At 57.4% G+C, this 25585-nt stretch carries 17 protein-coding genes; 7 read left to right on the forward strand and 10 right to left on the reverse strand.

Annotation, left to right across the window (positions count from 1 at the left end; translation table 11 throughout):
• Positions 1-253: 253 nt before the first annotated feature.
• A complete protein-coding gene (locus tag IGS16_RS05645; protein ID WP_297084065.1) occupies positions 254-1210 on the forward strand; it encodes a lysophospholipid acyltransferase family protein in 957 nt (318 codons plus the stop codon).
• A gap of 171 nt (positions 1211-1381) precedes the next feature.
• On the forward strand, positions 1382-1567 hold the full coding sequence (locus IGS16_RS05650) for a hypothetical protein (RefSeq protein ID WP_172358459.1): 186 nt from the start codon (positions 1382-1384) through the stop codon (positions 1565-1567).
• Here the strand turns inward: IGS16_RS05650 and IGS16_RS05655 are convergent.
• Positions 1525-2691, reverse strand: coding sequence for an FAD-dependent oxidoreductase (locus IGS16_RS05655; protein ID WP_297084067.1), 1167 nt, complete (start codon positions 2689-2691; stop codon positions 1525-1527). The two genes, IGS16_RS05650 and IGS16_RS05655, sit on opposite strands and share 43 nt — an antisense overlap.
• Positions 2692-2885: 194 nt before the next feature.
• On the opposite strand from IGS16_RS05655, the gene IGS16_RS05660 reads away from it, so the two are divergent.
• The gene (locus IGS16_RS05660) at positions 2886-4589 is read left to right on the forward strand and encodes a DUF3352 domain-containing protein (RefSeq protein WP_297084069.1); all 1704 of its coding nucleotides are present in this window, start codon (positions 2886-2888) and stop codon (positions 4587-4589) included.
• Positions 4590-4606: 17 nt separating this feature from the next.
• Here IGS16_RS05660 and IGS16_RS05665 read toward each other — a convergent pair whose 3' ends face one another.
• From IGS16_RS05665 to IGS16_RS05680, 4 genes are all read right to left on the reverse strand, one after another.
• The gene (locus IGS16_RS05665; RefSeq protein WP_297084071.1) at positions 4607-4897 is read right to left on the reverse strand and encodes a hypothetical protein; all 291 of its coding nucleotides are present in this window, start codon (positions 4895-4897) and stop codon (positions 4607-4609) included.
• Positions 4869-5222 carry a hypothetical protein gene (locus IGS16_RS05670; RefSeq protein ID WP_297084072.1) on the reverse strand — a complete coding sequence of 118 codons (354 nt, stop codon included), beginning with the start codon at positions 5220-5222 and terminating at the stop codon, positions 4869-4871. Before IGS16_RS05670 ends, IGS16_RS05665 begins: the two co-directional genes overlap by 29 nt.
• A gap of 9 nt (positions 5223-5231) precedes the next feature.
• A complete protein-coding gene (locus IGS16_RS05675) occupies positions 5232-6914 on the reverse strand; it encodes an iron uptake porin (RefSeq protein WP_297084074.1) in 1683 nt (560 codons plus the stop codon).
• Positions 6915-7168: 254 nt separating this feature from the next.
• Positions 7169-10093 carry a fibro-slime domain-containing protein gene (locus tag IGS16_RS05680; protein ID WP_297084077.1) on the reverse strand — a complete coding sequence of 975 codons (2925 nt, stop codon included), beginning with the start codon at positions 10091-10093 and terminating at the stop codon, positions 7169-7171.
• A gap of 636 nt (positions 10094-10729) precedes the next feature.
• On the opposite strand from IGS16_RS05680, the gene gyrA reads away from it, so the two are divergent.
• Positions 10730-13312, forward strand: coding sequence for a DNA gyrase subunit A (gyrA, locus tag IGS16_RS05685; RefSeq protein ID WP_297084079.1), 2583 nt, complete (start codon positions 10730-10732; stop codon positions 13310-13312).
• Positions 13313-13382: 70 nt separating this feature from the next.
• Here the strand turns inward: gyrA and IGS16_RS05690 are convergent, their stop codons facing one another.
• The 3 genes from IGS16_RS05690 to IGS16_RS05700 all read right to left on the reverse strand — a co-directional run bounded on the left by IGS16_RS05690 (position 13383) and on the right by IGS16_RS05700 (position 19358).
• Positions 13383-17435, reverse strand: a complete 4053-nt coding sequence (locus tag IGS16_RS05690; protein ID WP_297084081.1) for a PAS domain S-box protein — start codon at positions 17433-17435, stop codon at positions 13383-13385.
• A gap of 185 nt (positions 17436-17620) precedes the next feature.
• A complete protein-coding gene (locus IGS16_RS05695) occupies positions 17621-18244 on the reverse strand; it encodes a TenA family protein (protein ID WP_297084083.1) in 624 nt (207 codons plus the stop codon).
• Between the two features lie 100 nt (positions 18245-18344).
• The gene (locus IGS16_RS05700) at positions 18345-19358 is read right to left on the reverse strand and encodes a phosphoribulokinase (RefSeq protein WP_297084085.1); all 1014 of its coding nucleotides are present in this window, start codon (positions 19356-19358) and stop codon (positions 18345-18347) included.
• A 726-nt stretch (positions 19359-20084) separates the two neighbouring features.
• On the opposite strand from IGS16_RS05700, the gene petH reads away from it, so the two are divergent.
• Both petH and IGS16_RS05710 read left to right on the forward strand, forming a co-directional pair.
• Positions 20085-21338: a ferredoxin--NADP reductase gene (petH, locus tag IGS16_RS05705; RefSeq protein ID WP_297084087.1), complete on the forward strand. Its 1254-nt coding sequence runs from the start codon at positions 20085-20087 to the stop codon at positions 21336-21338.
• A 291-nt stretch (positions 21339-21629) separates the two neighbouring features.
• Positions 21630-23486: a ShlB/FhaC/HecB family hemolysin secretion/activation protein gene (locus IGS16_RS05710; RefSeq protein WP_297084089.1), complete on the forward strand. Its 1857-nt coding sequence runs from the start codon at positions 21630-21632 to the stop codon at positions 23484-23486.
• Here the strand turns inward: IGS16_RS05710 and IGS16_RS05715 are convergent.
• Positions 23471-23863: a hypothetical protein gene (locus tag IGS16_RS05715; protein ID WP_297084091.1), complete on the reverse strand. Its 393-nt coding sequence runs from the start codon at positions 23861-23863 to the stop codon at positions 23471-23473. The two genes, IGS16_RS05710 and IGS16_RS05715, sit on opposite strands and share 16 nt — an antisense overlap.
• Positions 23864-24685: 822 nt before the next feature.
• Between IGS16_RS05715 and IGS16_RS05720 the strand changes: the two genes are divergently transcribed.
• Entirely contained in the window at positions 24686-24904 is a 219-nt protein-coding gene (locus tag IGS16_RS05720; RefSeq protein WP_068516326.1) for a hypothetical protein, read from the forward strand.
• 106 nt (positions 24905-25010) lie between these two features.
• On the opposite strand, the gene IGS16_RS05725 is transcribed toward IGS16_RS05720, so the two are convergent.
• A complete protein-coding gene (locus tag IGS16_RS05725) occupies positions 25011-25574 on the reverse strand; it encodes a DUF3611 family protein (RefSeq protein ID WP_297084093.1) in 564 nt (187 codons plus the stop codon).
• Positions 25575-25585: the final 11 nt, after the last annotated feature.

Consider the following 25585-nt stretch of genomic DNA (forward strand, 5'->3'; position numbering starts at 1 on the left):
TTCGGCTTCGCTGTTGCTGAGTCTGTCTGATTAGCTTCTCTCTGAGCGCCTCCTGTGGGGGGCGCTTTTTCGTGTGGGGAGGGTTTGGGCTGATTTTATAGGCTGATTTTATGGGCAGTCGGGCGATAGGCATTGGCAGCCAGCAATAATGCAGCCAGCAATGATAGGGTGAAGTTCGGCCCATCTGCGATGTGTTCTAGAAAACTATGCGACGGGCGTTTCGTAGCACTTTGGCAGTCACCCTGGCAGTTGTATGTCCCAACGCCCGATTACCTCGACTAGTTCGATTGAAGCTAGTTCGACTGAAGCAGGTTTAACCGACGCGATCGCCCATCCCCAACCCAATCCTGGCTCGACCTCCGATGAGTCCGACAAAAACCCCGTGCCGCCCTCTTCCCCAGGATGGTGCCTGAACAGGCGTGATCCCGGCTTTATTCGGGCCTGTTTGCCCTGGTGGGAGTGGGCCTATCACCATTACTTTCGGGTGCAGACCGCTGGCTGGGAACATATTCCCGCATCTGGGCAGGTGTTGATAGTGGGGGCACACAATGGCGGTTTTGCAGCGCCCGATATGTTCATGATGATGCTGGACTGGTTTCGGCGATTTGGTGTGGAGCGTCCCGCCTACGGGCTGATGGATGCCAACGCGTGGAAACTGCACCCGTCTCTGTCAGAATCGGCGGCAAAGCTGGGGGCGGTAGTGGCCCATCCCAAAATGGCGATCGCCGCTTTAGATCAGGGAGCCAGTGTATTGGTCTATCCCGGCGGCGTGCGTGATCTGTTTCGTCCCCATCATTTGCGCGATCGCATTTGTTTGTTCAACAACCAGGCGTTTGTCAAGCTGGCGCTGCGCTACGAGTTGCCGATTATCCCGGTCATTTCTCACGGAGCCCACGACACGCTGATCGTGCTGGGTGATGCCTATCCGCTGGTGGAACAGTTGCATCGGTGGGGGCTATTTCCCTGGATTAATGGCGTAAATCCGGGCGTATTTCCGGTTTACCTGGGGCTGCCGTGGGGTGTGGGGCTGGGGCCGTTGCCAAACCTGCCACTCCCGATGACGATTCATACGCGGGTGTGCAAACCTGTCTGGTTTCCGCGATATGGAGCAGAAGCAGCGGGCGATCGCGCCTATGTCAATGCCTGCTACGAACACGTCCAGCGCCATATGCAGCGATCGCTCGACCATCTAGTTGCAGACATTTCGTGACTCCTGAGCATGATAGAATTGAGATTCTGTGCATTTAGCATCTCAGGAATTGCGCGTTGCAGAAAGGCTATTTTGCACTGCGCTACACCTGAATTTGCCCACAGGTCAGATTTTTTCACAATCCGCTCCTGATCACTGAACCCAGTCAATCCTTACAAAACGAGGTCAAGAATGGCTAAGCGCCGCAACCAGAAAAAAGAAAAAGCACTCCGTAACCAAGCCTATGCCCGCAAGTTCCGCAAGCGCACCAATACCGGACGCTTTGGTCGTCGTCGTCCGGGCTTTGGCGGATCTCAGATGGATGAAGAAACCGATCAAAACCGGAGCGGCACAGGCGCAGAAGAAGGCGCAGAATAGTCCACCCCTGGCAATGGGCGGCTGTCTAGCAGGACATTAATCGCGTTGGCAGCCGCAATGCCGGACTCTAGCGCCTGCTCAATGCCAGGGTTCGGGGTTTCGTTGGGGCTACACCAGTCGCCCGCCAGCACCAAGGGCGCGGGTTGGGATGCCGACAGATAAGTTTGGGAATAGGGCGATCGCACGATTGCATATCGCCAGCGATGCACTTGCAAGACTTGGGGCAGGATCTGCGGCGCAGGCAGTTCCGACAGCAGGTGCATTTTTGCATAGTCCAGCAGCGCCGTTCCCGCGGCTGTCAGGTCAAGCTCATCAAGGTGTACTGCGGCAAAGGCAGCGCTGCTCTGAACCACCAGCGCGGGACAATCAGGATTACGCCCCTTGGAACTTTCCTGCGAAATCCAGGCTGCGGGAGCCTCTGGGGGACACTGCACCGCTGCCCAGGGTAACGCTTCAAACAGCGCCCGCTCAGCCTCCGAAAAGCAGGCGATCGCCGTAATGCAGGGATTAAACTGCACCGCAGCCAGCGCCTCTAGCAAGTCTGCCTCCAAAACGGAACTGAGCGGTTGCAGCAAATCGAGCGCCTGGGGAGCCGGGATCGCCATCACCAGCGCTTTTGCCAGAAGCGTTTGCCGATCGCCTGCCAGCGACTCAAGGGTCAGTTCCCAGCCCTGAGCTGCTGGTGAAATCACCACCACCCGCTGCCCCCGCCAAATCTCCAGCCCTGCGCCTAGCTGTTTTGCGACAGCGGTGATGCCGTCGGCTGCGACATGGCGGGGAGGAGCGGGCAGGGGAACGAACTCGTCGGGCTGCCAGCGATACACCGTCCCTGCCCACGGCTCTAACCCACGCCCCAGCATTGCTTGAATCAACTGCTGCGACTGGGGACCCTGGGCTTCTAGCCAGCGCAGCCCGTGGTCGGCGCAGGTGTCGGGCAATCGCCGCGTCGCCATGCGGCCGCCCAGTCCCCGCGATTTTTCTAGAACCACAACCCGATAGCCTGCCCGATGCAAGCGCTGGGTGCAGACGAGGCCGGATAACCCTGCGCCGACGACTGCAATGTCTACAAGATCGGTTGGACTAGAGAGTTCGGCGTTTTCTGAAACGGGCATTGATTCTGTCATTGAAGTTGGAGTTTGGGAAGTTGAGGTTGGAAGATTGAATTTGGCGTGAAGTTCACTACAGAGATTGTGGCGATTTTGTGCGGGAAAAGCTGTTCAGGGGCGACTTTCCCAGGATTCGCCAATCCGCGATCCCCCTGCGGTACTACACTAAGTTTTGGCATGACTTTTGGCAAAACTTTCGCTGGTATGGGTTCATGAAGGCTCGCTCGTTTTACCTGGCGCTGGGTTCGGTGGCGCTGACGCTGCTGCTGCTGGCGATCGCAGGCTTTTACTGGCTCGTGGGGCAAAGTCCGCTGCGGCTGCTGCAAGGGGGACGAGTTGCGAATCCGGAGGCGGCGATGTTTGTGCCCAAACAGGCTCCGGCAATGGTGTCGCTGCTGGTAAAGCCAGAGCAACTGCGGGCGTTTCGACTGGCGGTGTCGTCGCTGGGCGATCGCCGCAAAGCGCGGGAGGAACTGGAGGCGTTGGAGCGGACGCTGCTGACCAGTCGCGGGCTGAGCTATGACGCGGATATTAAGCCTTGGCTGGGGAACGAAATCACGCTCGCAGTCACCACTCCCGACATCGACCGCACTCCGACCAACGGGCAACAACCGGGCTACTTGCTAGCACTGGAAACCGAAAACCCGCAGCAGGCGAAGGAGTTTGTGCAGCTTTTTTGGCAGAAGCGGGCGATCGCCGGAAGCAATCTGGTATTTGAGCAATATTCTGGTGTCAAAGTCATTTACGAGCAGGGGCCAGGGGCGACATCGGCAGAAACAGGAACGCCGACCCCGACCCTGGCTAGCGCAGTGGTGGGCGATCGCTTCGTGTTGTTTGCCAACTATCCCAAAGTTCTGCGCGATGCCATCAACAACGTGCAAGCGCCAGACCTAAGCCTGAAAAGCAGCCAGAAATATCAGGATGCGCTGGCGGCCCTGCCAGAGCGCCAGATTGGGCTGACGTTTGTGAACCTGCCGCAACTAGGCGCGTGGCTGGGCAGCCAGAATCCGCTGGGCAGCCTGAGCAGCAGCAAGAATCGCCAGTTTGAGAGTCTAGTGGCGGGCATTGAACTGGCGCGGCAGGGGCTTTTGGCAGAGACGGCGCTGCTGGCGGCTCCGGGGCAACCGCTGACGGCCCACAAGCCAGCCCTGACGGAACCCGTCGGCGCGTTGCAGTTTATTCCCCCTGCTACGCCTTTTTCCGCATCGGGGACGGACTTGAGCCAGCTTTGGGGGCAACTGACCGAGGGCTTGCAGGACTATGGCGTGCTGTCGGCCCTGCTGGGCCAGCCGATCGCCGCGCTGGAAGATCAATGGGGCGTGACCTTTGAGGAAGACCTAGTGCCCTGGGTGAATCGGGAGTTTGCGCTGGGACTGGTGTCGCCGCCAGGACGAGAGCCAGAGTGGGTCTTTGTGGCAGAGAAATCGCCGGAGACCGCTGCGGGGATCGAGAAGCTGAATGCGATCGCCCAGCGACGCGGCCTCACAGTCGGCCCAATTACCCTGGAGGATCGCCGCGTCTACACTTGGACGCAGCTTTCGCCCAGCAGCAAGCGGCGGGGCGCAGAACTCCAGGCCGACGTGCAGGGCGCTCACACCATGCTCGATAAGTACGAAATTTTCACAACTTCGGTCGAGGCAATGGACGAAATTCTGAAGCATCCCCAGAAGTCGCTGGTGACTGCCCAATCGTTCCAGGAGGCGATCGCCCCCCTCGCACCCCAAAACGACGGCTATCTCTATCTCGACTGGGATAGCGTCCGCAAGCCGCTAGAGCAACGCATCCCAGCCCTCAAGCTGGCAGAACTGGCAGGCAAGCCGTTTTTCGATCATCTGCGATCGCTGACCATCACCAGCTACGGCAGCGATACCAAAGTGCAGCGCGGTGCAGTCTTCGTACGGTTGAAAAACACCTGACTTGAGCTGACCTGATCTCAACGGCGCTCAGGATGCACCGGCAAAAACGGGCGGCGCGTAGCCAGAACGATGCCGCTGGCCCAAGCTAGTTTGGCGATCGCCCACTCGCTCCGCTGTTCTAAATCAGCAATCAGTGCGGCTACCTTGGGCGCGTGCCCTTCTGGCCAGTTTGCCTGGGGCAACATGTCGTCGATGAGGTACAGCCCGCCTGGTTTCACCAGCGAAAGCACCAGATCCAGATGGGTATATTTGCCGGGCCAGGTGTCGGCAAAGATCAGGTCAAAAGACTCGCCCTGCTGCGCCAGCATCTCTAGAAATGGGCCGCCGTCTTGCACGAAAAAAAGACACACGCGGATCGGCGGCAAGGTGAGCCTGGGCGATCGCCACCAGCCCTGCCTCGCAATCCACCGTCCACAGCGTAGACCGGGCATCCATGCCGTCCAGCATCCAGGCCGTCGCCGCACCCGTGCCCGTACCCAGTTCCAGAAACCGCCCGCCCGGTTTGCTGGCACAGAGCGATCGCAGCAGCGCCCCCGTCAGAGGTTCCGAGAGCATCTGAAAATCGAGGGCGGCCGTGTCCGCAAGAATTGCCTCCAGCATCGCAGGCGGGTTCAGGTTTTCTGTGTCGTTCATCCGCTTTTTCTAGAACTGAAACGTCGTCCGCAGCGTGCCGATGACAAACGCATCAAACAAATCGCGGTTTTGCTCTGGGGCCGTAACCACAATCACGCCAGGGGTAATCGAAATATTATCTGTGACGCGGATGCGGTAGAAAGCCTCAATATGCAGCGACGTATCGTTCTCCAGTCCCAAACTGGCAAGGGTATACTGACCCCGTAACCCGGTCAGGTAGGGTTCCACGCCCACCATGATGCCGCCCAGGTTTCCTGCACCAAACAGGTCAGGAAAGGCTAGCCCCAGCCCGTAATACCAGATATCGCCGCGCCCGGTTTCCAGCAGCGTCAGGTTGGTATAGCCACCAAAAGCGCTGAGGCTGATGCCAGAACTGATGCGCCACGCCAGTTCTAGACCATAGGAATTGGTGACAGCAGGCACGCCCAGCGCCCCATGCAGCGCGTTCGCAGGAACCGTGCCCGTAAAAAACCGGCCGCTGCCCAGCCCCAGATCAAAGATGGCGTTGGGTGTGGAAATGCCGCTATTGGCGACTTCCGTATGGTAGCCGTGGACATAGGTTAGTCCGATGTTGAAATCCTGACTGGGGGCGAAGGTGAGTTGCCCCAGCGCGGCATAGTCGCCGTTAAAAAAGCCGCTGTCTTCGCCAGGATTGGCGGCGTTGTCGGCCAGGTAGCCGAGCGACAGCGACAGCGTGCCCGCGTCGTCAAAGCGATAGTTGAACCCAAATCCCGTGCCGCCGCCGATGCGATAGATCGGGCTGTATTGGCTGAAGGGCGACAGGGAACCATTGCCGCCATCGGCATCGTTGAAGAAGGGGCTGAGGGTGCTGTGGACGTAGGCCTGGTGGGTGCCGCCGATCGCCGCGACATAGGCACTCAGGCGTTGCCCCAGGCTAAAGCCATAGGTCAGCCGATCCACCTGCACATTATTGTTGGTGACACCGCCAATTGCAGGTACGAGTACTCCTTCAGCAGTGCCGACAGGCACCACATTAGGAACCACATTTGGATTGCCAAAGCTGCCCACGACTGTCCGGGGCTGCCGATTGCCTGCCGTCAAGCGGGTTTGCAGCAGGTCATCGCCGCTAAAGCTGGTCTGAAAATTCAGCCGAGTGCGGTACTGAAACACCGTGTTGTTGCCAAAGGCTTCAAACTGGTCACCGAACAGGTCATTGATATCCAGAATTGCTTCACCCGCCAGCCGCGTAGTGGTGGAAAACTGATTGGCTTCGAGTTCTGCTGTTCGGTCTTCCAAAACATCCACGCGACCCCGCAAATCTGCCAACTCGCGGGCAAATTCTCGCTGCAACGCTTCGATTCGCGCCAGGGCTTCCGGGTCAAGATTCTCCAGCCGCCCGATGACTGCATCCAGACAGGAGGCCAGACCTGCGGCAAATTCATAGCGGGTCAAGGCTTGTCGCCCGCGAAAAGAGCCGTCTGGGTAGCCCTCCAGACAGTCTAATCCGCCTTGCTGCTCACTATTCGCCAGGTAGGCCAGTGCTTCGTAGGCCCAGTCGCCGGGGCTAACGTCGGCAAACTCGCTGACGGACGTGACCTGAGCCATCGGGTTGCCCTCCGGGAGAGCAGATTGGGCGATCGCCCCTTTGGGTTGGGCCGCCAGTCCGACCGTTGCCAGCAGCAGACCGCTGAGTTTCAGGGCAGGAAGCGTTTTGGGGAAAGGAAGAGGCATGATTTTTGAAGAATGGGGGGCTAGATTTTGGATTTTGGATTGCGGATTTTGGATTGCCGATCCCAGGCTCGGCGGGCTTCTGGCAATGTTGCGGGTAGCCTCCGAGCCAAGGGGGCTTCAGAGTCTTCTACAGCGGAGCAGTATTTGGAGAAGTTCCAGGAGATCCCCCTTAGTTCCCGTTGAAAAGGAGGAAACCAGGGCAGGTCAGAGGTTTCCCTTGACGCAGGGGGATTTAAGGGGGATCTCTCAGCGAACTAGATAGGCTGCGGGAAGACGATATCCCCCGGATCAGGGTTGGAGTCCACTGGGTTGCGGGGGCGGGTGTCTTGAATCACCACCACATCAGTGATTTGGGGTAATTCCCAATGGGGAAGGTAGCCGTCACCCGGACGCAGTTGTAGGACTACGCGCTCGTTGTCTTCATCTTGATTGTCGGCGTGAGGCGTGACCCAGATAATGCCCTGCCCCGTTTGGGGGTCAATGCGGACGCGCTGGGGCGGGTCGAGGGTATAGTCCCGGGGCTGCGCGGCCTTGCGGGCATTGCGATTCACCACATAGTTCACAAACATTGGCGCAGGCGGTTTGGGACGCACCGTCACCACAAATTTGCCCTTGTCGGCAGGGCGCATGGTTCTTTGCGCCTGGGCATCTTTGGGTTCTTTCGTCCAGCGCTGGGTGGCTTGGAGCGTGGCGATCGGCATATCTGTGATCACAATGGCAGCCGTGCGTCCGGGTTCACCCGGATTGGGCACGCGATAGGCCGCATCGGGCAGCAGTTCCAGAACGACATGCTCTGGTGTGGCGGCTTCGTCGCCGGGAATATCTGCACGGGCGACCACGGGGATATGGGCTTTGCGGCTGCTGGGATCGATCTGCACAACACCGCTGAGCGGTTCATAATCCTGGCCAAAGGTGGCGTGATGCAAACCTGGCGGCGTGATGACGCGATAGCGCACGGTTGTTTGGCCCTGAGGGGCAATTTCTTCTAAGCTGACCTCAAATAGGGCGATGTGTCTTTCGGCGATCGCCTCTCCGGGTAAGGGTTCCCTGGCATTTCGCAGGGTGCGAATCCGGGCGATGGGCAGGGGCGGCGGCACCGGGCGATCGAGAATGCGGATGCGGGCGCTGCGTCCCGGTTCGCCCACAGCGGGCAGGCGGTAGGTAACATCCGGCACCAGTTCTAACACCACATGCTCCTGCGGATTCACTTCATCACCCGCGACATCGGCCCTGGCGACGACACGAATCTGGGCCTTGCCAGTAGCGCGGTTCACCGTGACGACCCCGCTCAAGGGTTCATAATCCTGACCGGGAGTGGCGTTTCGCACGTCGGCGGGCATGATCACCCGATAGCGCACCGTCGTCTGGTCTTGTAAAATTGCCCCCTCCAGGCTGACCTCAAACAATCCCACATGAAATTCGGTCAGGGCTTCACCCGGTCGGGGTTCGAGCGCCTCACGCACGGCGTAAATGCGGACGAGGGGGGGCGGCGGCGGCGGCAGCGCTGGGTCGGTAATCGATAGCATGGCGGTGCGTCCGGCTGCACCCACGGCGGGAAGGCGGTAATCGACCTGGGGCAATAGCTCAATAGAGACGTATTCCACCCCTTCGTTGCCCGCTACATCGGCTCTGGCAACGACGCGAATTTGGGCTTTGCGGGTGGCGCGATTGATCATCACCGTGCCGCTCAGGGGTTCATAGTCCGAGCCTGGAGTGGCGGCGGGCAGTCCCGGTGTTTCGATGACCCGATAGCGCACGGGCGTATTTTCTAGCGGCAGATCGCCCGCCAGCGAGATTTCAAACAGACCGACATGGGTTTCGGTCATGGTTTCGCCGGGGCGTGGCTCGATGGCATCCCGCAGCTTTTGCACGGTGGCGAGGGGCGGCGCGTAGTTGGCAATGAACACGGTATCTTCCGTGCGATCGCCCAGTTGATAGCCACCGTTTTCGTAGCCCAATAGCTCCACGCACACCTCTTCGCGGCCCTCATCAGGGTTATTGTCATCCAGCGGCGTGACGGTCAGCAGCACGCTGGTTTGCCCAGCGGGAATCAGCACGCGATCGCTGCTGGGGGGCATGGCGGGCGACGAGAGGACAAAGTCTTGATGGGCGATCGCCATGCGCGGCGCAGGCAGATCCTTCAGCCGATAGCGCACCCATAGGCCGCCTGCCGGAGCCGTTTCACCATCCGCCAAGCTAATGCGAAACTGTCCAGGCACAGCCGCCGCGTAGGGAGTCGGCTCTACTGCATTGGGCTGAGTCGCCTCAATTCGGACACGGGGCAGCGGCTTGAGCAGCAGCGACGTTTCAATCCGAAAGGTGCAGCGATGGGTGTGGCGTTCGGCAAAAAAGAAGAAAAATTCGTAGGTTTCGCCGACGGTCAGCTCTAGATTCAGCGGCGCGTAGGCATCGCTAAGGTTCAGCCCCAAATGCTGACGCAAGTTGAGCTTCAGACGGCGGCTGGGGTCGGCGGCCTGATTTTGGGGATTGTTGAGGCGGAGGTCGAGCTTGCGGCGCTCTTTGCCATGCACCCCGCCGATATCAATGGCGAGCAAAGCTCCGGTGCGTCCACCGCCGATGGACTGATTGCCAATAAACACCCACAGATCGTCGTCGCCCTCAAAGACAAACTCCTCCGTGCCCTGATAGGTAAACTTGGCCGAGGTTTCCAGCGTGAAATGGTAGTTGTGGAACAAGCCGTCATCGGGATGGCGATAGGCTCCGGGCGTGGTCAGGTTAAATCGATCGTCAGGATTGGTGTTCTGGTTCTTTTTCGTTCTCAGTCGTTCGCCAATGGGCGAGAGCGTATTGCTGGGAAGGCCGTTATCCAGTTGAAACAGCTCTCGATCTAGGTTGCCAAACAATCGATTGTCAATTGGGAAAAAACTCTCGCGATGATAGCGATAGGTGCCGCTGGGCTGGGCTGCGCCATTATCTAAATCTAGCTGAATCTCAGTTTCGGCGTTCACACCCGGAACGCTGCGAAACCATTGGTCAAAGGTATTTTTGCTGGTAACGGTATGACTGCGGGGCGATCGCCCTTCGTTAAAGACGGGCTTGTTATCCTCGCCTAAAATGGGCAGCACCAGTCCTGTTTCTAGCGGGGTCCGCTTATTTTCAAAATCGGGATGATCGGCTCGAAAATCTCGAACTTTCGCGGTTAGCTGAATAATCGCCATAGTTGCGCCCTTGGTTGATGACAGGTGTTAGAGACCAGCCGCGACCCCAGAGAACTTGCTGAACCGCTTGCAGCGTCTATGCTGCGCCTAGACAGCGTTTGCTCGGAGCAAGCGTCTGCGGGGGATGCAGAATCGCTTTGAGCAACTGGCACGAGTGACTACAGTAGTGTCACAATTTTCTCCGGATATGCCAAATAAAAAGTGTCGATTTGCAACAAATCCCTCCGGGAGGGATTCCTAGCAGAGCGAGCCGCTCTAGCTCAGGCAATCGGGTGAACGGGTTGAGCGGTCAGGGCTTTGGGGCGATCGCCCAGTGCCCCGGCTCAGGCTCCGGCAAGACAAGGGGGTGTGCTATAATTTGATATGCTGAAATGCTTGATTTTCAAGCCTTTTGGGTACTTTTCAAGTCCTCATCTAGAACCAAGTCCAGCCTGTTTGATGCGGTCGGAAGCAGAGCGATGCTGTGTCTGTAAAGAAATATGTAGGCTTATCTCTCTAGACGCGGGTTGACGGTATCAATCCAGAACTTGATCTAGCCTGCAATGCAAAACTGCAATGCACAGCGGTAATGCAGAACGCAGGTCGTAACGCTCGGCTTTTAGTCCCCTTCTCACCCTTTTCGGAGCATTTCAATCTATGACTTTCTCCTCGGAGTCGCCCCAAGACCGGATCGTGCCCACAGACCTCCGCACGGAAATGTCCCGGTCATACCTGGAATACGCCATGAGCGTGATCGTAGGGCGGGCGCTTCCTGATGCGCGAGACGGTCTTAAACCCGTTCATCGTCGTATTCTCTACGCCATGCACGAACTGGGCCTCGCGCCCGATCGCCCCTTTCGCAAATGCGCCCGCGTCGTGGGCGACGTGATTGGTAAATACCATCCCCACGGCGATACGGCAGTGTATGACGCGCTGGTGCGAATGGCGCAAGATTTTTCGATGCGATCGCCCCTCGTCGATGGGCACGGCAACTTCGGTTCTGTGGACAACGACCCGCCCGCCGCCATGCGATATACCGAGTGTCGTCTGCGGGCCATTACCACCAACGCGCTGCTGCAAGACATCGAGTCGGAAACAGTAGACTTTGTACCCAACTACGACGGGTCGCAGCAAGAGCCGCTAGTGCTGCCTGCTCGCATCCCTCAGCTTTTGCTCAATGGCTCGTCCGGCATCGCCGTCGGCATGGCCACCAATATCCCGCCCCACAACCTGGGTGAACTGCTAGACGGGCTGGTGGCGCTAATCGCCAACCCAGACATGACCGATGCCGAACTGATGCAAATTATCCCTGGCCCCGACTTTCCAACCGGCGGCATTATTCTGGGTACGAGCGGCATCCGCGAAGCCTACGCCACCGGGCGCGGCTCCATCACCATGCGCGGCGTAGCCACCATTGAAACCATCGAGCGGCGTGGCGCACCGGATCGCGAGGCTATCATCATTACCGAATTGCCCTACCAGACCAATAAGGCTGGGCTGATCGAGAAAATCGCCGAAATGGTGAACGAGCGCAGGCTGGAAGGTATTGCTGATATCCGCGATGAGAGCGATCGCGACGGAATGCGAATCGTGATTGAACTACGCCGCGATGCCTATCCCCGCGTCGTCCTCAATAACCTCTACAAGCAAACGCCGCTGCAAGCCAATTTTGGAGTCAACACGCTCGCTCTGGTGAACGGCGAACCGCAGCTTTTGGGATTGAAAGAATCCCTCCAAGTGTTCCTCGATTTTCGCATCGAAACGATTACGCGCCGCACGCGCTATGAACTGCGAAAAGCAGAGGAGCGCGATCACATTTTGCAGGGCTATCTGATTGCCCTGGCGAATCTGGATGAGATTATCGCGCTAATTCGGGGCGCAGCCGACACGCCCACCGCAAAGCAAGAGCTGATGGAGCGCTATAGCCTGTCGGAAGCGCAGGCCGACGCGATTCTGCAAATGCAACTGCGCCGCCTCACCGCGCTAGAGGCAGGCAAAATTCAGGCAGAACACGACGAACTGCAAGTCAAAATTGCCGACCTGCAAGATATCCTGGCCAACCGGGAGCGCATTTTACAAATTATTCGGGACGAAGCAGTGGAGCTAAAAGCAGCCCACGCCACCCCGCGTCGCACGGTAATCGAACCCCTCGATGGCGAATTGGGCGATATTGACCTGATCGCCAACGAACGGGCCATCATTCTCGTAACGGAGCAGGGCTACATCAAGCGGATGCCCGTCAGCACTTTCGAGGCGCAAAACCGGGCGACGCGGGGCAAGTCCGGCACTCGTATGAAGGAAGATGATGGCATTGATCACTTCCTGACCTGCAACGACCACGACAATATCTTATTTTTTAGCGATCGCGGCGTGGCTTATTGCCTGCGGGCCTATCAGGTGCCCACGGGGTCCCGCACGTCTCGCGGCGTGCCCATCGTGCAACTGCTGCCGATTCCTGTGGAGGAGAAAATTACCTCTGTCGTTGCAGTGACCGAATTCACCGATGATCTTTATCTGGTGATGCTGACCCAGAAGGGCTTCATTAAAAAGACGCAGCTTTCGGCCTTTGGCAACATCCGCACCAATGGGCTGATTGCGATTTCTCTGGAAGACGGCGATCAGTTGCGCTGGGTGCGCCTAACCACCGCAGACGACAGCATCATCATCGGCTCTCGCAAGGGCATGACGATTCATTTCCGCACCGATCATGAGCAACTGCGCCCCCTGGGTCGCCCCACTCGCGGCGTGCGAGCCATGAGCCTGCGCGAGGGCGATGAGCTAATCAGCATGGATATCTTACCCAGCCAGGTGGTGCAAACTATTGCCGAAGGCGATGATACAGACAGCGATGCCGAAATTTCCGAGGAGGAATGCAGCACGGCTCAGGGCCCGTGGGTACTGGTCATCACCACAGGTGGGCTGGGCAAGCGCGTCCCGGTGAATCAGTTCCGGCTGCAAAAGCGGGCAGGCATGGGGCTGCGGGCAATTCGCTTCCGCAAGGCGGGCGATGAACTGGCGGCCCTGCGGGTGGTGAATGAGGATGACGAGATGATCCTGGTGACGAGCCGGGGCATTATCATCCGCCAGGTGGTGAATGCGATTTCCTGTCAGTCGCGGGCAGCGACGGGGGTGCGCGTGCAGCGGCTCGATGAAGACGATGCGATCGCCGATGTGGCGCTAGTGCCGCCCTCTGGCGAAGCGGAAGACCCAGATGCCGAGGACGAAGCCCCCGAAAGCTAAGCCTGAAAGCTAAACGCAAGAGAGCGTCTTCAGTGCATACCTGGAAGTTTTAGCGCAGGGCTTGGGGATTTTAGGGGAGGGGCGATCGCTCTAGGGGCAGTTGAATCTTCAGGCTGAGCCGCTGGGGTTCGCATTCGGCCCAAATCACGCCGCCCAGATATTCCACCCGTTTTTTGACTAGCGTCAGCCCTAGCCCGGTGCCGCCGTGTTTCCAGGGATCGAGGTTGGGGATGCGATAGAACCGATCAAAGATGCAATTGCACTCAGTGGCGGGTAGGTTTACTCCCGTATTCGCTACGCACAGGTGGAGGTGGGTTTCCCTTGCCGCTGCCGACACCTCAATTGCCTCGCCAGGGGGGGTATATTTGCAGGCATTGTTCAACAATTCGCGCAGCACCCGCTGAAGCAATGTTCTGTCAGTGGTAATTGGGGGAAAATCGGGCGCTAGCGACAAGGTTAGCCGCTGCTGTTGATGTTGGGCCCAATCTAAAAATGGCTCTAGCACATGGGGCAGCCAATCTTGCAGAGTGAGGGTGCTAAACACAAGCGGCTCTGCCTCTGCGTCGATTCGAGCGAGGTCGAGTAGGTCGTTGATCAGGCTGATTTCGCGCTGGCTCTCGTCTTTGAGAATTTGAAAATATTGAGCAATGGGGACGGGGGTGTGTTGGTTTGGCGCTGGCAGCAGCCCCGCTCGCTGGAGGTGAATTTCAAGCAGGTCGGTGGCCAGCGTAATGTTAGCCATAGGTGTACGGAGTTCGTGGGAGACGGTGCTGAGGAAATCGTCCTTCAGTCGATTTAGCCGCTCTAGCTCGGTAACCTGGGCCTGCGCTGCTTGGTAGAGCCGCGACTGGCGGAGGGCGATCGCGCACTGATTGGCCACCTGCTGTACTAGCCGAATTTCGGGTTCGCTAAACCACTGCTCGCGCGGTCGCAGCAGCCAGATATCACCCAGACTGCCCTGGTCATCCCAAATCGGTTGCGTGAAAATAGTAGAACTGTACATCAGATGGCGACTCGCCCTAGCCTCAAGTCGGCGGAAGCAAAACTGCTGACTGATTCCCTGCAAAAGCTGGGCGTAAATGTCAGGATGGTCATTCATAGAGAGAACCATGCCCTCTGCTGATTGCTCCGTCGCTGCGTATTCGCAGTAGATGGTAGACGTGCGATGCTCCAAATCATAAAGGGCTGTGTCGCAGCAAAGCACCCGCAGCGTTTGCCCTAGTTCTTGAACCACGGCTTGCAGGATTTTGCGTTCGTCCAGGCTGTCGCGCACCTTGTCGGTGATGCGCTTGAGCGCGGCTTCAAACTCCAGCGCTTGCCGAAGTTCGGCGGTGCGTTCTCGCACCTGCTGCTCTAGCGTGGCGGCCCATCGCTGAATCTGCTGATGCAGGCTAGATTGCTGAATGGCGATCGCCAACTGATTGGCCACCTGTTGCAGCAAGTCCGCTTCTTCTGGCTTCCAAACTCGCGGCTGGGCGCAGGCATGAGTCATCAGCAGCCCCCAGGTGACAATGGAGCCATCCTCTAGCGTTTTGGCAATGGGCGCAACCAGGTTTGACTGAACTGCTATTGGCTCTGTCACCTCGCGCCAATCTCCCAGTGCTGTCTCTTTCGCACGCTGAGCATCGTTTGGGGTATCGGCTGGGGCATTGTCTGGAGCATCGGCTGGGGCATCGGCTGGGTTCCAGTCCCCAAAAAAGCTGTCGCCATCCCGCCGTAGGTTGAGCATTCGGTTCAGCATCGGGGGATACTCTGGTTGCACCGCCTCTTGAATGACAACCCCCCGGCGATCGCCATCAAGACAGAGAACGAGCGTGCGGTCGGCTTGCAGCGCCCGCTGCACCTCCTGCACCGCCGTCTCCAAAATTTGCTCCAGATTCAGGGTTTCGCGGATGTGTTGGGTAATCAGCCGCAGCGCCCGCTCTCGCTCAGCCTGGGCAGCAAGAGCATTCTGGGCTTGTCTCAGGGTAGTGATGTCGCGGGCGACGATTAGCACCGATGCAACAACCCCCTCATCTGTCAGTTCTGGCACGATACGAGAGTTGAAGCTAAGCCCCCCGCTGGGCAAAGGCATATCATATTCCACAACCTGTTCTTGCCCAGTGGTGAAAGTTTTCTCCATTGCCTCATGCCAGAGGTTGACCAGCGCTTCAGGAAAGCCAAGGTCTTGACTGGTCAGGCCAATAAACCGATCCGCTGGAACACCCGTCAGGTTCTCTACGGTGGGGTTGACATAGAGAAAGCGGAACTGGCGATCGCACCGCATGATGCCATCGGGCGCATTTTCGGCTAGCGTGCGAAATTCCTGTTCTCGCTGGCGCAGGCCGGCTTCGGCGGCTTTCAAGTTGCTAATATCCAGCACCACGCCATACCAAGCAATTTCCCCGTTGTCTCGCTGCCGGGGGCGAGAACTGCCCTTCAGCCACTTCACGCTGCCTGACGGAGTCACCACGCGCCACTCGCAGTAAAACGGCTCCAGCGAAGCAAGGCTCTGTTCTACAGCGGCTTCGTAGGCTGCTCGGTCATCGGCGTGAATACATTCGACCAGCAAGTCTGGATTTTCAATCACCTGAGCCACAGAGTATTCCAAAATCTCCTCAATAGCCCGGCTCATGTGTTCTACATACCAGGAGCCATCCCGTCGCCGCACCAAAATGTAGATATTAGCAGGGGACGAGTTGGAAATTTCCTGAAACCGCAGTTCGCTCTGGCGGAGGGCAATTTCGGCGGCTTTGCGATCGCTGATGTCAACGTGGGCGATCGCCACCCCATAGTTCTTCAGCGGAATCGGTGCGGCGCTCACACTCATCCAAGAAACTGAGCCATCCGACCGCCGGATGCCCTGCTCTTGCCCAACGATAGCTTGCCCTTCCCACAGCGCCCTCACAGCAGCACATTCTGCTGGTGGCATGGGGCTACCGTCACGACGGAGCATCTCCCAAGTTGATGCATCGCAGACATACTGGGTGTATTTTTCAGCCGAAAGCCCCAGAATCTGCTCAAAGGCCGGATTTGCTTCGATTACTCTGCCTGCTGCATCGGTAATCGACACCCCCACAGGCAAGATTTCAAACAGGGTTCGATACTTCTGCTGACTTTCTCGGAGGGACTCTTCCAAACGCTTGCGCTCGGTAATGTCTACATGGGTGCCGATCATCCGCAGCGGCGCACCTGTCGCATCCCGCTCTACCACCTTGCCCCGGTCAAGAATCCATCGCCAGGTTCCATCTCTGGCTCGCAACCGATATTCGCTGCGGAATAGGGGCGTGCGCCCAGCCAAGTGGATCTCCGTTTCCCACAAAACCCGATTTCGGTCGTCAGGATGGAGCCGACTACTCCATTCCCGCAAGCGATCCCCAATCTCGTCTGTTTCCTCATCGTAGCCCAGCATCCGCTTCCACTCGCCAGACAGCCACAGCGTTCTGGTGGGAATATGCCAATCCCACACGCCGTCCTCGGCACATTCCAGGGCAATTTCGGCCCGCTCTCGCTGTCGGATCTCGGCTTGCAGTTGTTGATTGGCGGCTTGCAGCCTGGCGTTGGTTGCCAGCAAGTCTGCCGTGCGCTGCTGAACCTGTTGTTCCAGATCGTGGTTCAGGGCTTGCACCCGGCGCTCTAGCTGGCGGCGCTCGGTCATGTCCCGCAGCACCGATAAATGTCGATGGGGCACAAAGTGGGCGGTGGCGGCGTATTCCACCTCGCGCACGGTACCGTCAGGGCGCACCAGAATAAATTCTCCCCGCTCGTGTCCCTTCTCTAGAAACTGTTGCCAGGCGCTTGGGAAATCAAACTCGACCTGGGAAAAATCGGCAATGCAGCGACCGAGCAAATCGTCTAAAGAAACGCCAAATAGCTCACACGCGGCGGGATTGGCATCAATATAGTAGCCGCTGTCGTCGGCGATCGCCATCGCGTCCATCGCTTCCTCAAAGAAGGCGCGGAGATAGGGCAACGCGGCCGGGTCGGTGTCTGGGGCAGGGCGATCGCCTAACCTCAATGCACCAGGCTGAGAAATTGGGAACAGCGGCAACTGCCGTCGGTGGCTCAGCGATTCTCTGTCGCAGTTCGCTTCATTATCCAACCGATCTACAGAGGGCACGTCATCAGATGGTTGAGGCGGCATACTGCTAACACAAAGACAGTGGATGACGGATGCAGTGACCAAATTCAGGACGATTTCTACGTTACCCAATCCCACACAGCATTGCTTTGCTACTCAGTCAATGGGCAAAGCCACAGCAGAGGCAAGACCAACTGAGACTCTAGGATGCCCTCAAAACGCCCTGCCTAGATAACCTCCATAAACTTTTATGCCCCTATCCAAGCCGCTTCAAAGAAATCCAGTTCGCACTGCATCGCATAGCGATAAGTAGTCTGCACCAGCGGCGTAAGCGTCGCGTACTGCTCCGACAAGTCGGCAAGCTGCACTGTCAGCGGCTCAAACTCGGCGCTACTGTAGGTGCGAATCCAGTCGGCGTAGGCATGGGTGGGAATACCCGACGCTGCTAGTGCTTGCCCCAAAAATGCGTAGAGCTTCATGCAGGGCAGCATAGCCACGGCTATAACCCCGACCGTTTGGCTCCAGGCCGTGGCCAGCAAAAAGTCAGTATAGCGTCGCGTGGCGGCTCCCGGCTGCACCGACCGCAAATCCACTCCCCACTGTGCAGCATAGCCCTCGTGCAAGTTTAACTCATGCAGCACGCCGCCCGCCAGATTGTGAAATACCTGGAATCCCTGCCAGTCAGGGGCCTTGGCGGCAGCAATGCTGTAGGCGCGGGCAAAGGCTTCTAGAAAAAAGGCATCCTGCCCGACGTAATAGCTAAATTTTGCCTTGTCCAGAGAGCCGTCGCCAATGCCCTGCACAAAAGGATGGTTCAAACAGGCGATCGCCAAATCCTGGTTTTCTTGCCACAGCGTCTCTGCCAGCGTCATCTCCCGTTCCTGCAAAAGCTAAAAGAACAGCGTCCCCAGACTCAGCCCAGGAACGCCAATCATCCACCCTAAAGGAGCTTCATTAGCTGAATTTGATTGCCTAATTGGAGCCAGCTTTGGCCGCCAGCATTGCATCGGGCGAGGTCAGCTTCTCGTAGGTGGCCCGCATCTTCAGCCCCACCAACACTTGGAACAAGCCGCTACCGTTTGCCGAACCCGGATACTCGCGGTGCTTCAGCAGCAGTTCAGTCAGTTCCCCATAGTACTTAGTAGACAGATTGCTCAGGTGGTTTTCAATGTAAATCACCTCATCTAGGCGATCAAACTGGCCATCCACCTCCAGCACCGACACCGGATGACCGTAGTAGGTATCTGGCCCATAGAACAGGCGAATCCCCGGATAGGAGCAGGTCAGCTTGCGACCACAGGGAATCCAGTCGATGGTTGAACCTTCATCAAACAGATAGGCAGGCTCAAACCCTTCTACACCCTCTTTCTGAACTAGGCGCACTCGCAGCACCTTGCGCTCCGTATCGTTGGGGATGAGCTTGGTCGGCAGAATTTGAATGACCACATCCGCGTACTGCTTTTGCGGGTCGATATAGGCTTCAAAATCAGGACGACGCGAGTTGATGGCGGCTAGCACGTCTTCGTAGGTGTGGCCACGCTCTGCCATATCGCGCTGGATTTTCCAGGCGATTTTCACTTCGTCGTCAATGTCGAGATAGACGCTGAAATCGAGGAGCGATCGCACTCGCTCGTCATACATCGGGTGCAGCCCCTCAATCACCACAATATTATTGGGATGCACCGTCTCCGGAGGGTCAATCATCCCCGTCTCGTGGTTATAAATCGGCTTCTCAATCGACTTGCCTTCCTTCAGGGCTTTGATCTGCTCGTACATCAAGTCGAAGTTATTCGCCTTAGGATTCAGCGCCGTCACGCCCACTTCTTTGCGCTGCTTACGATCCAGACTGTGATAGTCGTCTAAGCAGATGACGGTCATCATGTCTTCGCCGAAGAGATCTGCCAAGCGGCGCAAAAAGGTGGATTTGCCGCACCCAGAATCACCGGCAACGCCAATTAAAACTACACGGTCTGGCTTACTGGTCATAGCTTTCCTCTAAAACAAATGTCCTCTTAACTGTCCTCTTAACTGCCCACGACTCCAACCTGCCCACGAGTGCGAACTGATCACTCCAGGCAATACCCAAAACGCTAGAAGCACCTGTCCGCCTAACAAGCACCATAGGTTCTGAGTTTAAGCAACGCCTGTAGAATGACCACACATGACTTCTCAGGCACGCTGCCCTATCAAGCACATTACGCTGCTAGCAAGATCGCTGGCACCATGCGCCCGCTGAATACTGATGGCACACCAGACCGGTGAAACATCCAGCTGGATACCCGGCTCTCAAGCGCTAACTAGTCGCCAACTAAGTATTTACTACTAGCGATACTAGAAATCTTACCAGAGAATCCCCGCAACCTACAAGGTAAGCGGGTTATGCCCAAGTTCCTAATCTCTATGCTAAGGGGAATGGGGACACCTGGGAATATGAAATTGCTGTGAAATTGAAACGGCTTTAACAATCTGCATCTGGGCGGCTCGTCTATGGTGAGAGCAGATCGGACAGGGTCTATTCCTGTCTGGGGCTTCAGTGAGCGAGGCAACCCCTGCAATGCTACGCTATATAGCAAACTGGGAATCGCCTGGGATGCGGGTTCGCAGATGCCGGAATTGACAAGCCTGAAAGCAACCGCCAGGTCGTCAACGCTTATCTGCGCTCGCGCTCGACGTTCCTCATCCATTGTTGGTTCAGAGAGCATTGATATAACGATGTATAACCCTAGCGCAGCAGGTGGCGCTGCCAACTCACCATCCGGGAGTCGCCTTTTCCTCTACGAGGTTGAAGGTCTACGCCAAAACCAAGAAACCGATAGACAAGACTTTCCGATTCGTCGGAGCGGCAGCGTGTTTATCACCGTGCCCTACTCTCGCATGAATCAGGAAATGCAGCGGATTACCCGCTTGGGAGGAAAGATTGTTAGCATTCGTCCCCTGACTATCGATAGCGAAGCCAACGGTAAGGCCGCTCCTGCCCCTGAAGCCCCTCCCGCCGCAGCGATTCCCGCTGCTGTGGCCGAGTCGCCAACTCCTGAAGCGGAAGGGAAGAAACCCATGACCCAGGCTAAAGAAAAAGAAAAGTCTACGATTCCGGTTAACATTTACCGTCCGAATGCGCCGTTTATTGGCAAGTGTCTCTCGAACGAGAAGCTGGTCGGTGAAGGTGGCATCGGCACGGTGAATCACATTACGTTTGATTTGTCGGGTGGCGACCTGCATTATTTAGAAGGTCAGAGCATCGGCATTATCCCCGAAGGCACGGATGACAAGGGCAAGCCTCACAAGCTTCGCTTATATTCCATTGCTTCAACCCGCCACGGCGACAACATGGACGACAAAACCGTGTCGCTGTGCGTCCGCCAGTTGGAATATAAGCATCCTGAAACAGGCGAAACGGTTTACGGCGTTTGCTCTACCTATCTGTGCAACCTGGAGCCGGGTGCGGATGTGAAGATCACTGGCCCCGTCGGCAAGGAAATGCTCCTGCCAGACGACCCTGATGCCAAGATCATCATGATGGCCACGGGTACAGGCATTGCGCCGTTCCGGGCGTTCCTGTGGCGCATGTTCAAGGACAACGAGCGGGCGGCGAACCCGGACTATCAGTTCAACGGGTTTGCCTGGCTAATCTTTGGGATTCCGGTGACCCCGAACATCCTTTATAGGGCAGAACTGGAAGAAATCCAGGCCAAGTATCCTGAGAACTTCCGCCTGACCTACGCCATCAGCCGCGAGCAGCAGAACGCGAAAGGTGGCCGGATGTATATCCAGGATCGGGTAGCAGAACATGCGGATGAAATCTGGGCATTGGTCAAGGATGAGAAGACCCATGTCTACATCTGCGGTCTGAAGGGCATGGAGGACGGCATTGATGCCGCCATGGCTGAGGCTGCGGCGAAGGAAGGCGTGACCTGGAAGGACTATCAGCGCTCCATCAAAGAACGCTGGCACGTTGAGACCTACTAGGTTCTAATTTCTTTTCCACGGCTTAGACAAATGAGGTGCGATCGCCCGGTAGTGTTTCTGCTGGGCGATTTGCGTTGAAAAGAAGGAAAAACGAAGAAGGAAAAACGAAAAACGTAGTGTTTCGGCTGGGTGAGTTGTTTTGTGAGATTGGTGCTGAGCCGTTTTGGGATCTGGTGTCTGGTTTAATCCCCCTGATTTAATCCCCCTGAGGGGGAATTCCCCAAGCTGGAGGGCTGGGTGGTAGGATGCTACCAACTTTTTCAGCCGGGGGAGACTCTGGGCAAACATCCGATGGGTCGTGTAGGGACGCTATTGCTAGGGCTGGGGCTGTCCTTGTTGGGCGGCTATTTCAAGCTGCCAGGGGCGATCGCCCAGTCGCTTGACCCTCGCCCCCAGCCGCCGTTGCCACCCCTTCCAGCGGATCTGCTGCTTCAGCCGCCTGCGCCGCCCCAGCCGCCGTTGCCTGCGGAGCCGCTGCCGCCTCTGCCGCCGCCAGAGGAACTGCTGCCGCCAGTCAATCTAGAGCCGCCATCGCAAGACCTGCCTGCGGAAATCCCTGAGGCGCTGCCGATCGCCCGATTTGTGGTGCAGGGTAGCAGTGTGTTCAGCGCCGAAAAGCTGGCAACGGTGGCGAAGCAGTCCGTGGTGGGCCGCGTGTCGGGAACCGTGGCAGAAAACGGGGGCGATCGCTGTTCCCGCAGGGTAGACTCGCCGGATGTTTTAATCGCACAACCGCTCACCTTTGCCCAGGTGCTTCAGGCACGGGCGGCCATCACCCAGCTTTACATCGACTGTGGCTATATCAGTTCGGGGGCGATTGTCCCGGCCGATCAGGTCTTGCCGCAAACGCCCGACGGCTACGTCGTCACGATTCAGGTCATCGAGGGCAGCCTAGAAGCCATCAACGTGACGGGGCTAAATCGGCTGGATGCAGGCTACGTCCGCAGTCGGCTGCGGCGGGCGGCGGGCACTCCGCTCAACGTCAACAGGCTTCTGGAGGGGCTGCAACTGCTCCAGCTTGACCCACTGATTCGCAGCGTGTCTGCTGATCTGCAAGCAGGGACGCGCACCGGAACCAATGTGCTGCAAGTCGTCGTGCAGGAAGCCGATCCGGTGAGCCTGGATGTAACGCTGGATAATGGGCGATCGCCCAGCGTGGGCAGCTTTCGGCAGCGGGCGCAGTTCAACCACGCCAATTTTCTGGGCTATGGCGATGGGCTGAGTGTGGGCTATACGCGCACCAGCGGCAGCAACGAATTTTCGGGCAGCTATACGATTCCGCTAAACCCGCAGGACGGCACACTGCGAATCGCCGCCGGAACCACCCGCAGCGACGTGATCGAAGAGCCATTTGATCAACTGAATATTGCCTCGCGATCGCCCTATGCCGAACTTTCGCTGCGACAACCTGTGGGGCGATCGCCCAACGAAGAATTTGCCCTCGGCCTCACCCTCTCCCACCAGCGCAGCCGCACCACGTTTGAAATTCCGGATGAGCAGGGCTTTCCCTCGCCTGGAGCCGATGACCAGGGGCGCACCCGCGTCACCGCCCTCCGATTTGTGCAGGAATGGACCCAGCGCGATCGCCAGCAGGTTCTCGCCGCCCGCTCACAGTTCAGCCTGGGGCTGGATTGGCTGGACGCAACCGTAAACGATGGCGAACCCGATAGCCGATTTTTTGCCTGGCGCGGCCAGGGGCAGTGGGTTCGACTGCTGGCGACCGACACCCTATTTCTGCTGCGGGGCGACGTGCAGTTGACGGGCGATTCGCTGCTTGCGCTGGAACAGTTTGGGCTGGGCGGAGCTGAGAGCGTGCGCGGCTATCGCCAGGATGCCCTGCTGACCGATAGCGGAGCGCTGCTCTCAGCCGAGGTACGGCTACCGATTCTGCGGGTTCCTGAAATTGACGGACTGCTGCAACTGGCTCCCTTTATCGATGCGGGCACGGTCTGGAACGCCGACAGCAGCCAGCGCAACGACAATCAGCCAGATACCCTGGTCGGCGTTGGACTTGGGCTGCTGTGGCAACAGGGCGATCGCCTGTCTATCCGAGTCGATTGGGGCATTCCGCTGGTGGAGCTATCCGGGTCAGGCGACTCGCTCCAGGAAAGCGGCATCTACTTCTCGATACTCTATTCGCCATTTTGAGGGCTGAGGACGCTGGACGGTTCCAGAGCGGCTGAGGGCTGTTCTGTTGCTGCTTCAGGTACAGTGCCCTCCGGCAGTTGCGATAGATCATCGCCAAATCCCGATGATGTTGGAGACGGCAGGCTTTGCCCAATCAGGACACTCAGCAATAGGCCCAGCAGCACCATGCCAAACCCGGACAACCATAGCCAAAAGGCCTGCCGAACCGACTTTCGCCCCCAGCGCATGATGAAAAACGCCAGCGACGCAAACGGCACTAGCAGGTAGGCAACCCCCCAAAGAACATGATCGCTGAACGCCAGCACCAACCCCCAAAACCCACCAACAATACCTAAAATCGCACCCAGGAACAGTAGCGCCAAAACAACGAATGACATAGGTTAAGCCCTCCTGAAAAACTGTGAAGTGATAAACTGCGAAGCGAGAAACTGCGAAGCAAGAGATGGTTTGAAGCCAAAAACCTTGAAGACTCTAATCGCCAGAAGGCTTGACTAGAAATCTTGACTGAAGGATTGAGCCGATGCAGATGAAGTCCACTGCACCGCCGTAGGAGCTTGATAAAGCCCTATTGAGCCAAGCGGTTTACCTATTCTTGCTGCTGATGGCTGGGTTGCAGACCTGAGAGATATCCAGAACCCCCCATCCCTGGCAAGAAACCTAAGAAATCTCTAGTAAATCCTTGCGAAGCGAGCAGAGCGGTTTCAAGGCGATCGCACAACAACTGGAACTGTCGTCCGAAAGGAAGCGTAGCTGATGAAACGATTAACACCCTGGGTTATGGACTGACTACATTGCTATGAAGGGATATTCCAGTGATTCCCCATCAGGGACTGCGTAAATTTCTATTGCAGCAACCAAGCGCCCCAGAAATCAGCACATTCGGCAGAGCGCGTTTGATCGCGTTTTATTCAGTGCGTCCTGTTCAAAGATTTTTCGCTATCCTTATGGGCACGCAGTTCCTCCCTTGCTCTTGGTAATATGGGTGAACTATATTGAACCCAGATCAAGCTGTCCGTAATGAGCCGTGATAAGCCATTGGTTCAATCTAGCTGTTCGCTTCCTATTCGCTTTTAGCTTGCCCACTGCTCCGGGAAAATTTAGAAAACCACTGGGAGATAGTTTTGGTGTACACGTCGCAACAGTCCTCCACTCGCAGCACGCCTTCTGTAGATACGCGGGTTGCCGATCGCCCCGAACAGATTGACTTTTCGGCACTGCTCGACCCTTCGCTGCTGCAAGCCGCCCGCCACATTTATCGCACCTACTACGAAGTGCATCCCGACCAGGTGCAGCGTCCGATTGGCATTGCGATTGACCGCTTTACGCACCGGGGCAAGCTGATTTTTTCTGGGAAGCCCATTCTATTGCCGCAGGAGTGCTTTATTCCCGTTGGGCAGCTTGAGGCGGATTTGTATTAGGTATTTGCACTAGCCAATCTTGGTGACAAATCTTGGCGACGTTGATTGGCGACGTTGATTGGTGACGTTGATCTGTGGCTCTGATCGGTTGCTTTTTTGTCCGAATCTACTGTCGTCGGAACCAGTCGTAGAGTCCGAGAGAGAGGGTCAGCCCCGCAAAATGGGCAGCGACTAGGTGCAGGTTTGCCGCCACCACTTGCAGGTTGAGGATTCGCACAAATCCCTGCGTGTTTGCCAAAGACGACGAGGTTTCAGCCTGGGTCATCAGCGTTGCAATGCTGACTTCCGCACCGACCAGCGTGACCAGCGCCCCAACCAAGCCCAGCACAATGCCCACACGCAGCAGTCTGACTAGGGCAATGGTTTTGGGGTGTTGTTCCAGGTCGAGTCGGCGAAGACGCTGGGAAATGCGAATGTAGCGAAAGGCATTGGCGATCGCCACCAGCAGCAGCACACAACCACACACTGCCCAAAAAATGCCAATACCAATGCCCCGCACGGGTGGCTCATCCAGCACCAGGCTAGACCGGGACGTAGACACCAGCGCTGCTGCCGCTGCCGCGCCCAACCCCACTTGCAGCAGCACACTGAGCAAACCCACCCACCAAAAGGCGCGAGACAGGTCTAGGGCACGATTGGCGGGCGATCGCAGGTCTGGCTTGGTTTGCATCACTCAAACAT

This window comes from Thermoleptolyngbya sp. C42_A2020_037 (assembly GCF_015272455.1).
Taxonomy (GTDB): Bacteria; Cyanobacteriota; Cyanobacteriia; order Elainellales; family Elainellaceae; genus Thermoleptolyngbya.

What these genes read in the sequence shown, in the direction of transcription:
- IGS16_RS05655 (WP_297084067.1), bottom strand. Translation starts at nt 2,691, where the DNA reads ATGACAGAATCAATGCCCGTTTCAGAAAACGCCGAACTCTCTAGTCCA.
- gyrA (WP_297084079.1), top strand. Translation starts at nt 10,730, where the DNA reads ATGACTTTCTCCTCGGAGTCGCCCCAAGACCGGATCGTGCCCACAGAC.
- IGS16_RS05665 (WP_297084071.1), bottom strand. Translation starts at nt 4,897, where the DNA reads ATGCTGGCGCAGCAGGGCGAGTCTTTTGACCTGATCTTTGCCGACACC.
- IGS16_RS05700 (WP_297084085.1), bottom strand. Translation starts at nt 19,358, where the DNA reads ATGACCAGTAAGCCAGACCGTGTAGTTTTAATTGGCGTTGCCGGTGAT.
- IGS16_RS05650 (WP_172358459.1), top strand. Translation starts at nt 1,382, where the DNA reads ATGGCTAAGCGCCGCAACCAGAAAAAAGAAAAAGCACTCCGTAACCAA.
- IGS16_RS05690 (WP_297084081.1), bottom strand. Translation starts at nt 17,435, where the DNA reads ATGCCGCCTCAACCATCTGATGACGTGCCCTCTGTAGATCGGTTGGAT.
- petH (WP_297084087.1), top strand. Translation starts at nt 20,085, where the DNA reads ATGTATAACCCTAGCGCAGCAGGTGGCGCTGCCAACTCACCATCCGGG.
- IGS16_RS05675 (WP_297084074.1), bottom strand. Translation starts at nt 6,914, where the DNA reads ATGCCTCTTCCTTTCCCCAAAACGCTTCCTGCCCTGAAACTCAGCGGT.
- IGS16_RS05715 (WP_297084091.1), bottom strand. Translation starts at nt 23,863, where the DNA reads ATGTCATTCGTTGTTTTGGCGCTACTGTTCCTGGGTGCGATTTTAGGT.
- IGS16_RS05660 (WP_297084069.1), top strand. Translation starts at nt 2,886, where the DNA reads ATGAAGGCTCGCTCGTTTTACCTGGCGCTGGGTTCGGTGGCGCTGACG.
- IGS16_RS05670 (WP_297084072.1), bottom strand. Translation starts at nt 5,222, where the DNA reads ATGAACGACACAGAAAACCTGAACCCGCCTGCGATGCTGGAGGCAATT.
- IGS16_RS05725 (WP_297084093.1), bottom strand. Translation starts at nt 25,574, where the DNA reads ATGCAAACCAAGCCAGACCTGCGATCGCCCGCCAATCGTGCCCTAGAC.
- IGS16_RS05710 (WP_297084089.1), top strand. Translation starts at nt 21,630, where the DNA reads ATGGGTCGTGTAGGGACGCTATTGCTAGGGCTGGGGCTGTCCTTGTTG.
- IGS16_RS05645 (WP_297084065.1), top strand. Translation starts at nt 254, where the DNA reads ATGTCCCAACGCCCGATTACCTCGACTAGTTCGATTGAAGCTAGTTCG.
- IGS16_RS05695 (WP_297084083.1), bottom strand. Translation starts at nt 18,244, where the DNA reads ATGACGCTGGCAGAGACGCTGTGGCAAGAAAACCAGGATTTGGCGATC.
- IGS16_RS05680 (WP_297084077.1), bottom strand. Translation starts at nt 10,093, where the DNA reads ATGGCGATTATTCAGCTAACCGCGAAAGTTCGAGATTTTCGAGCCGAT.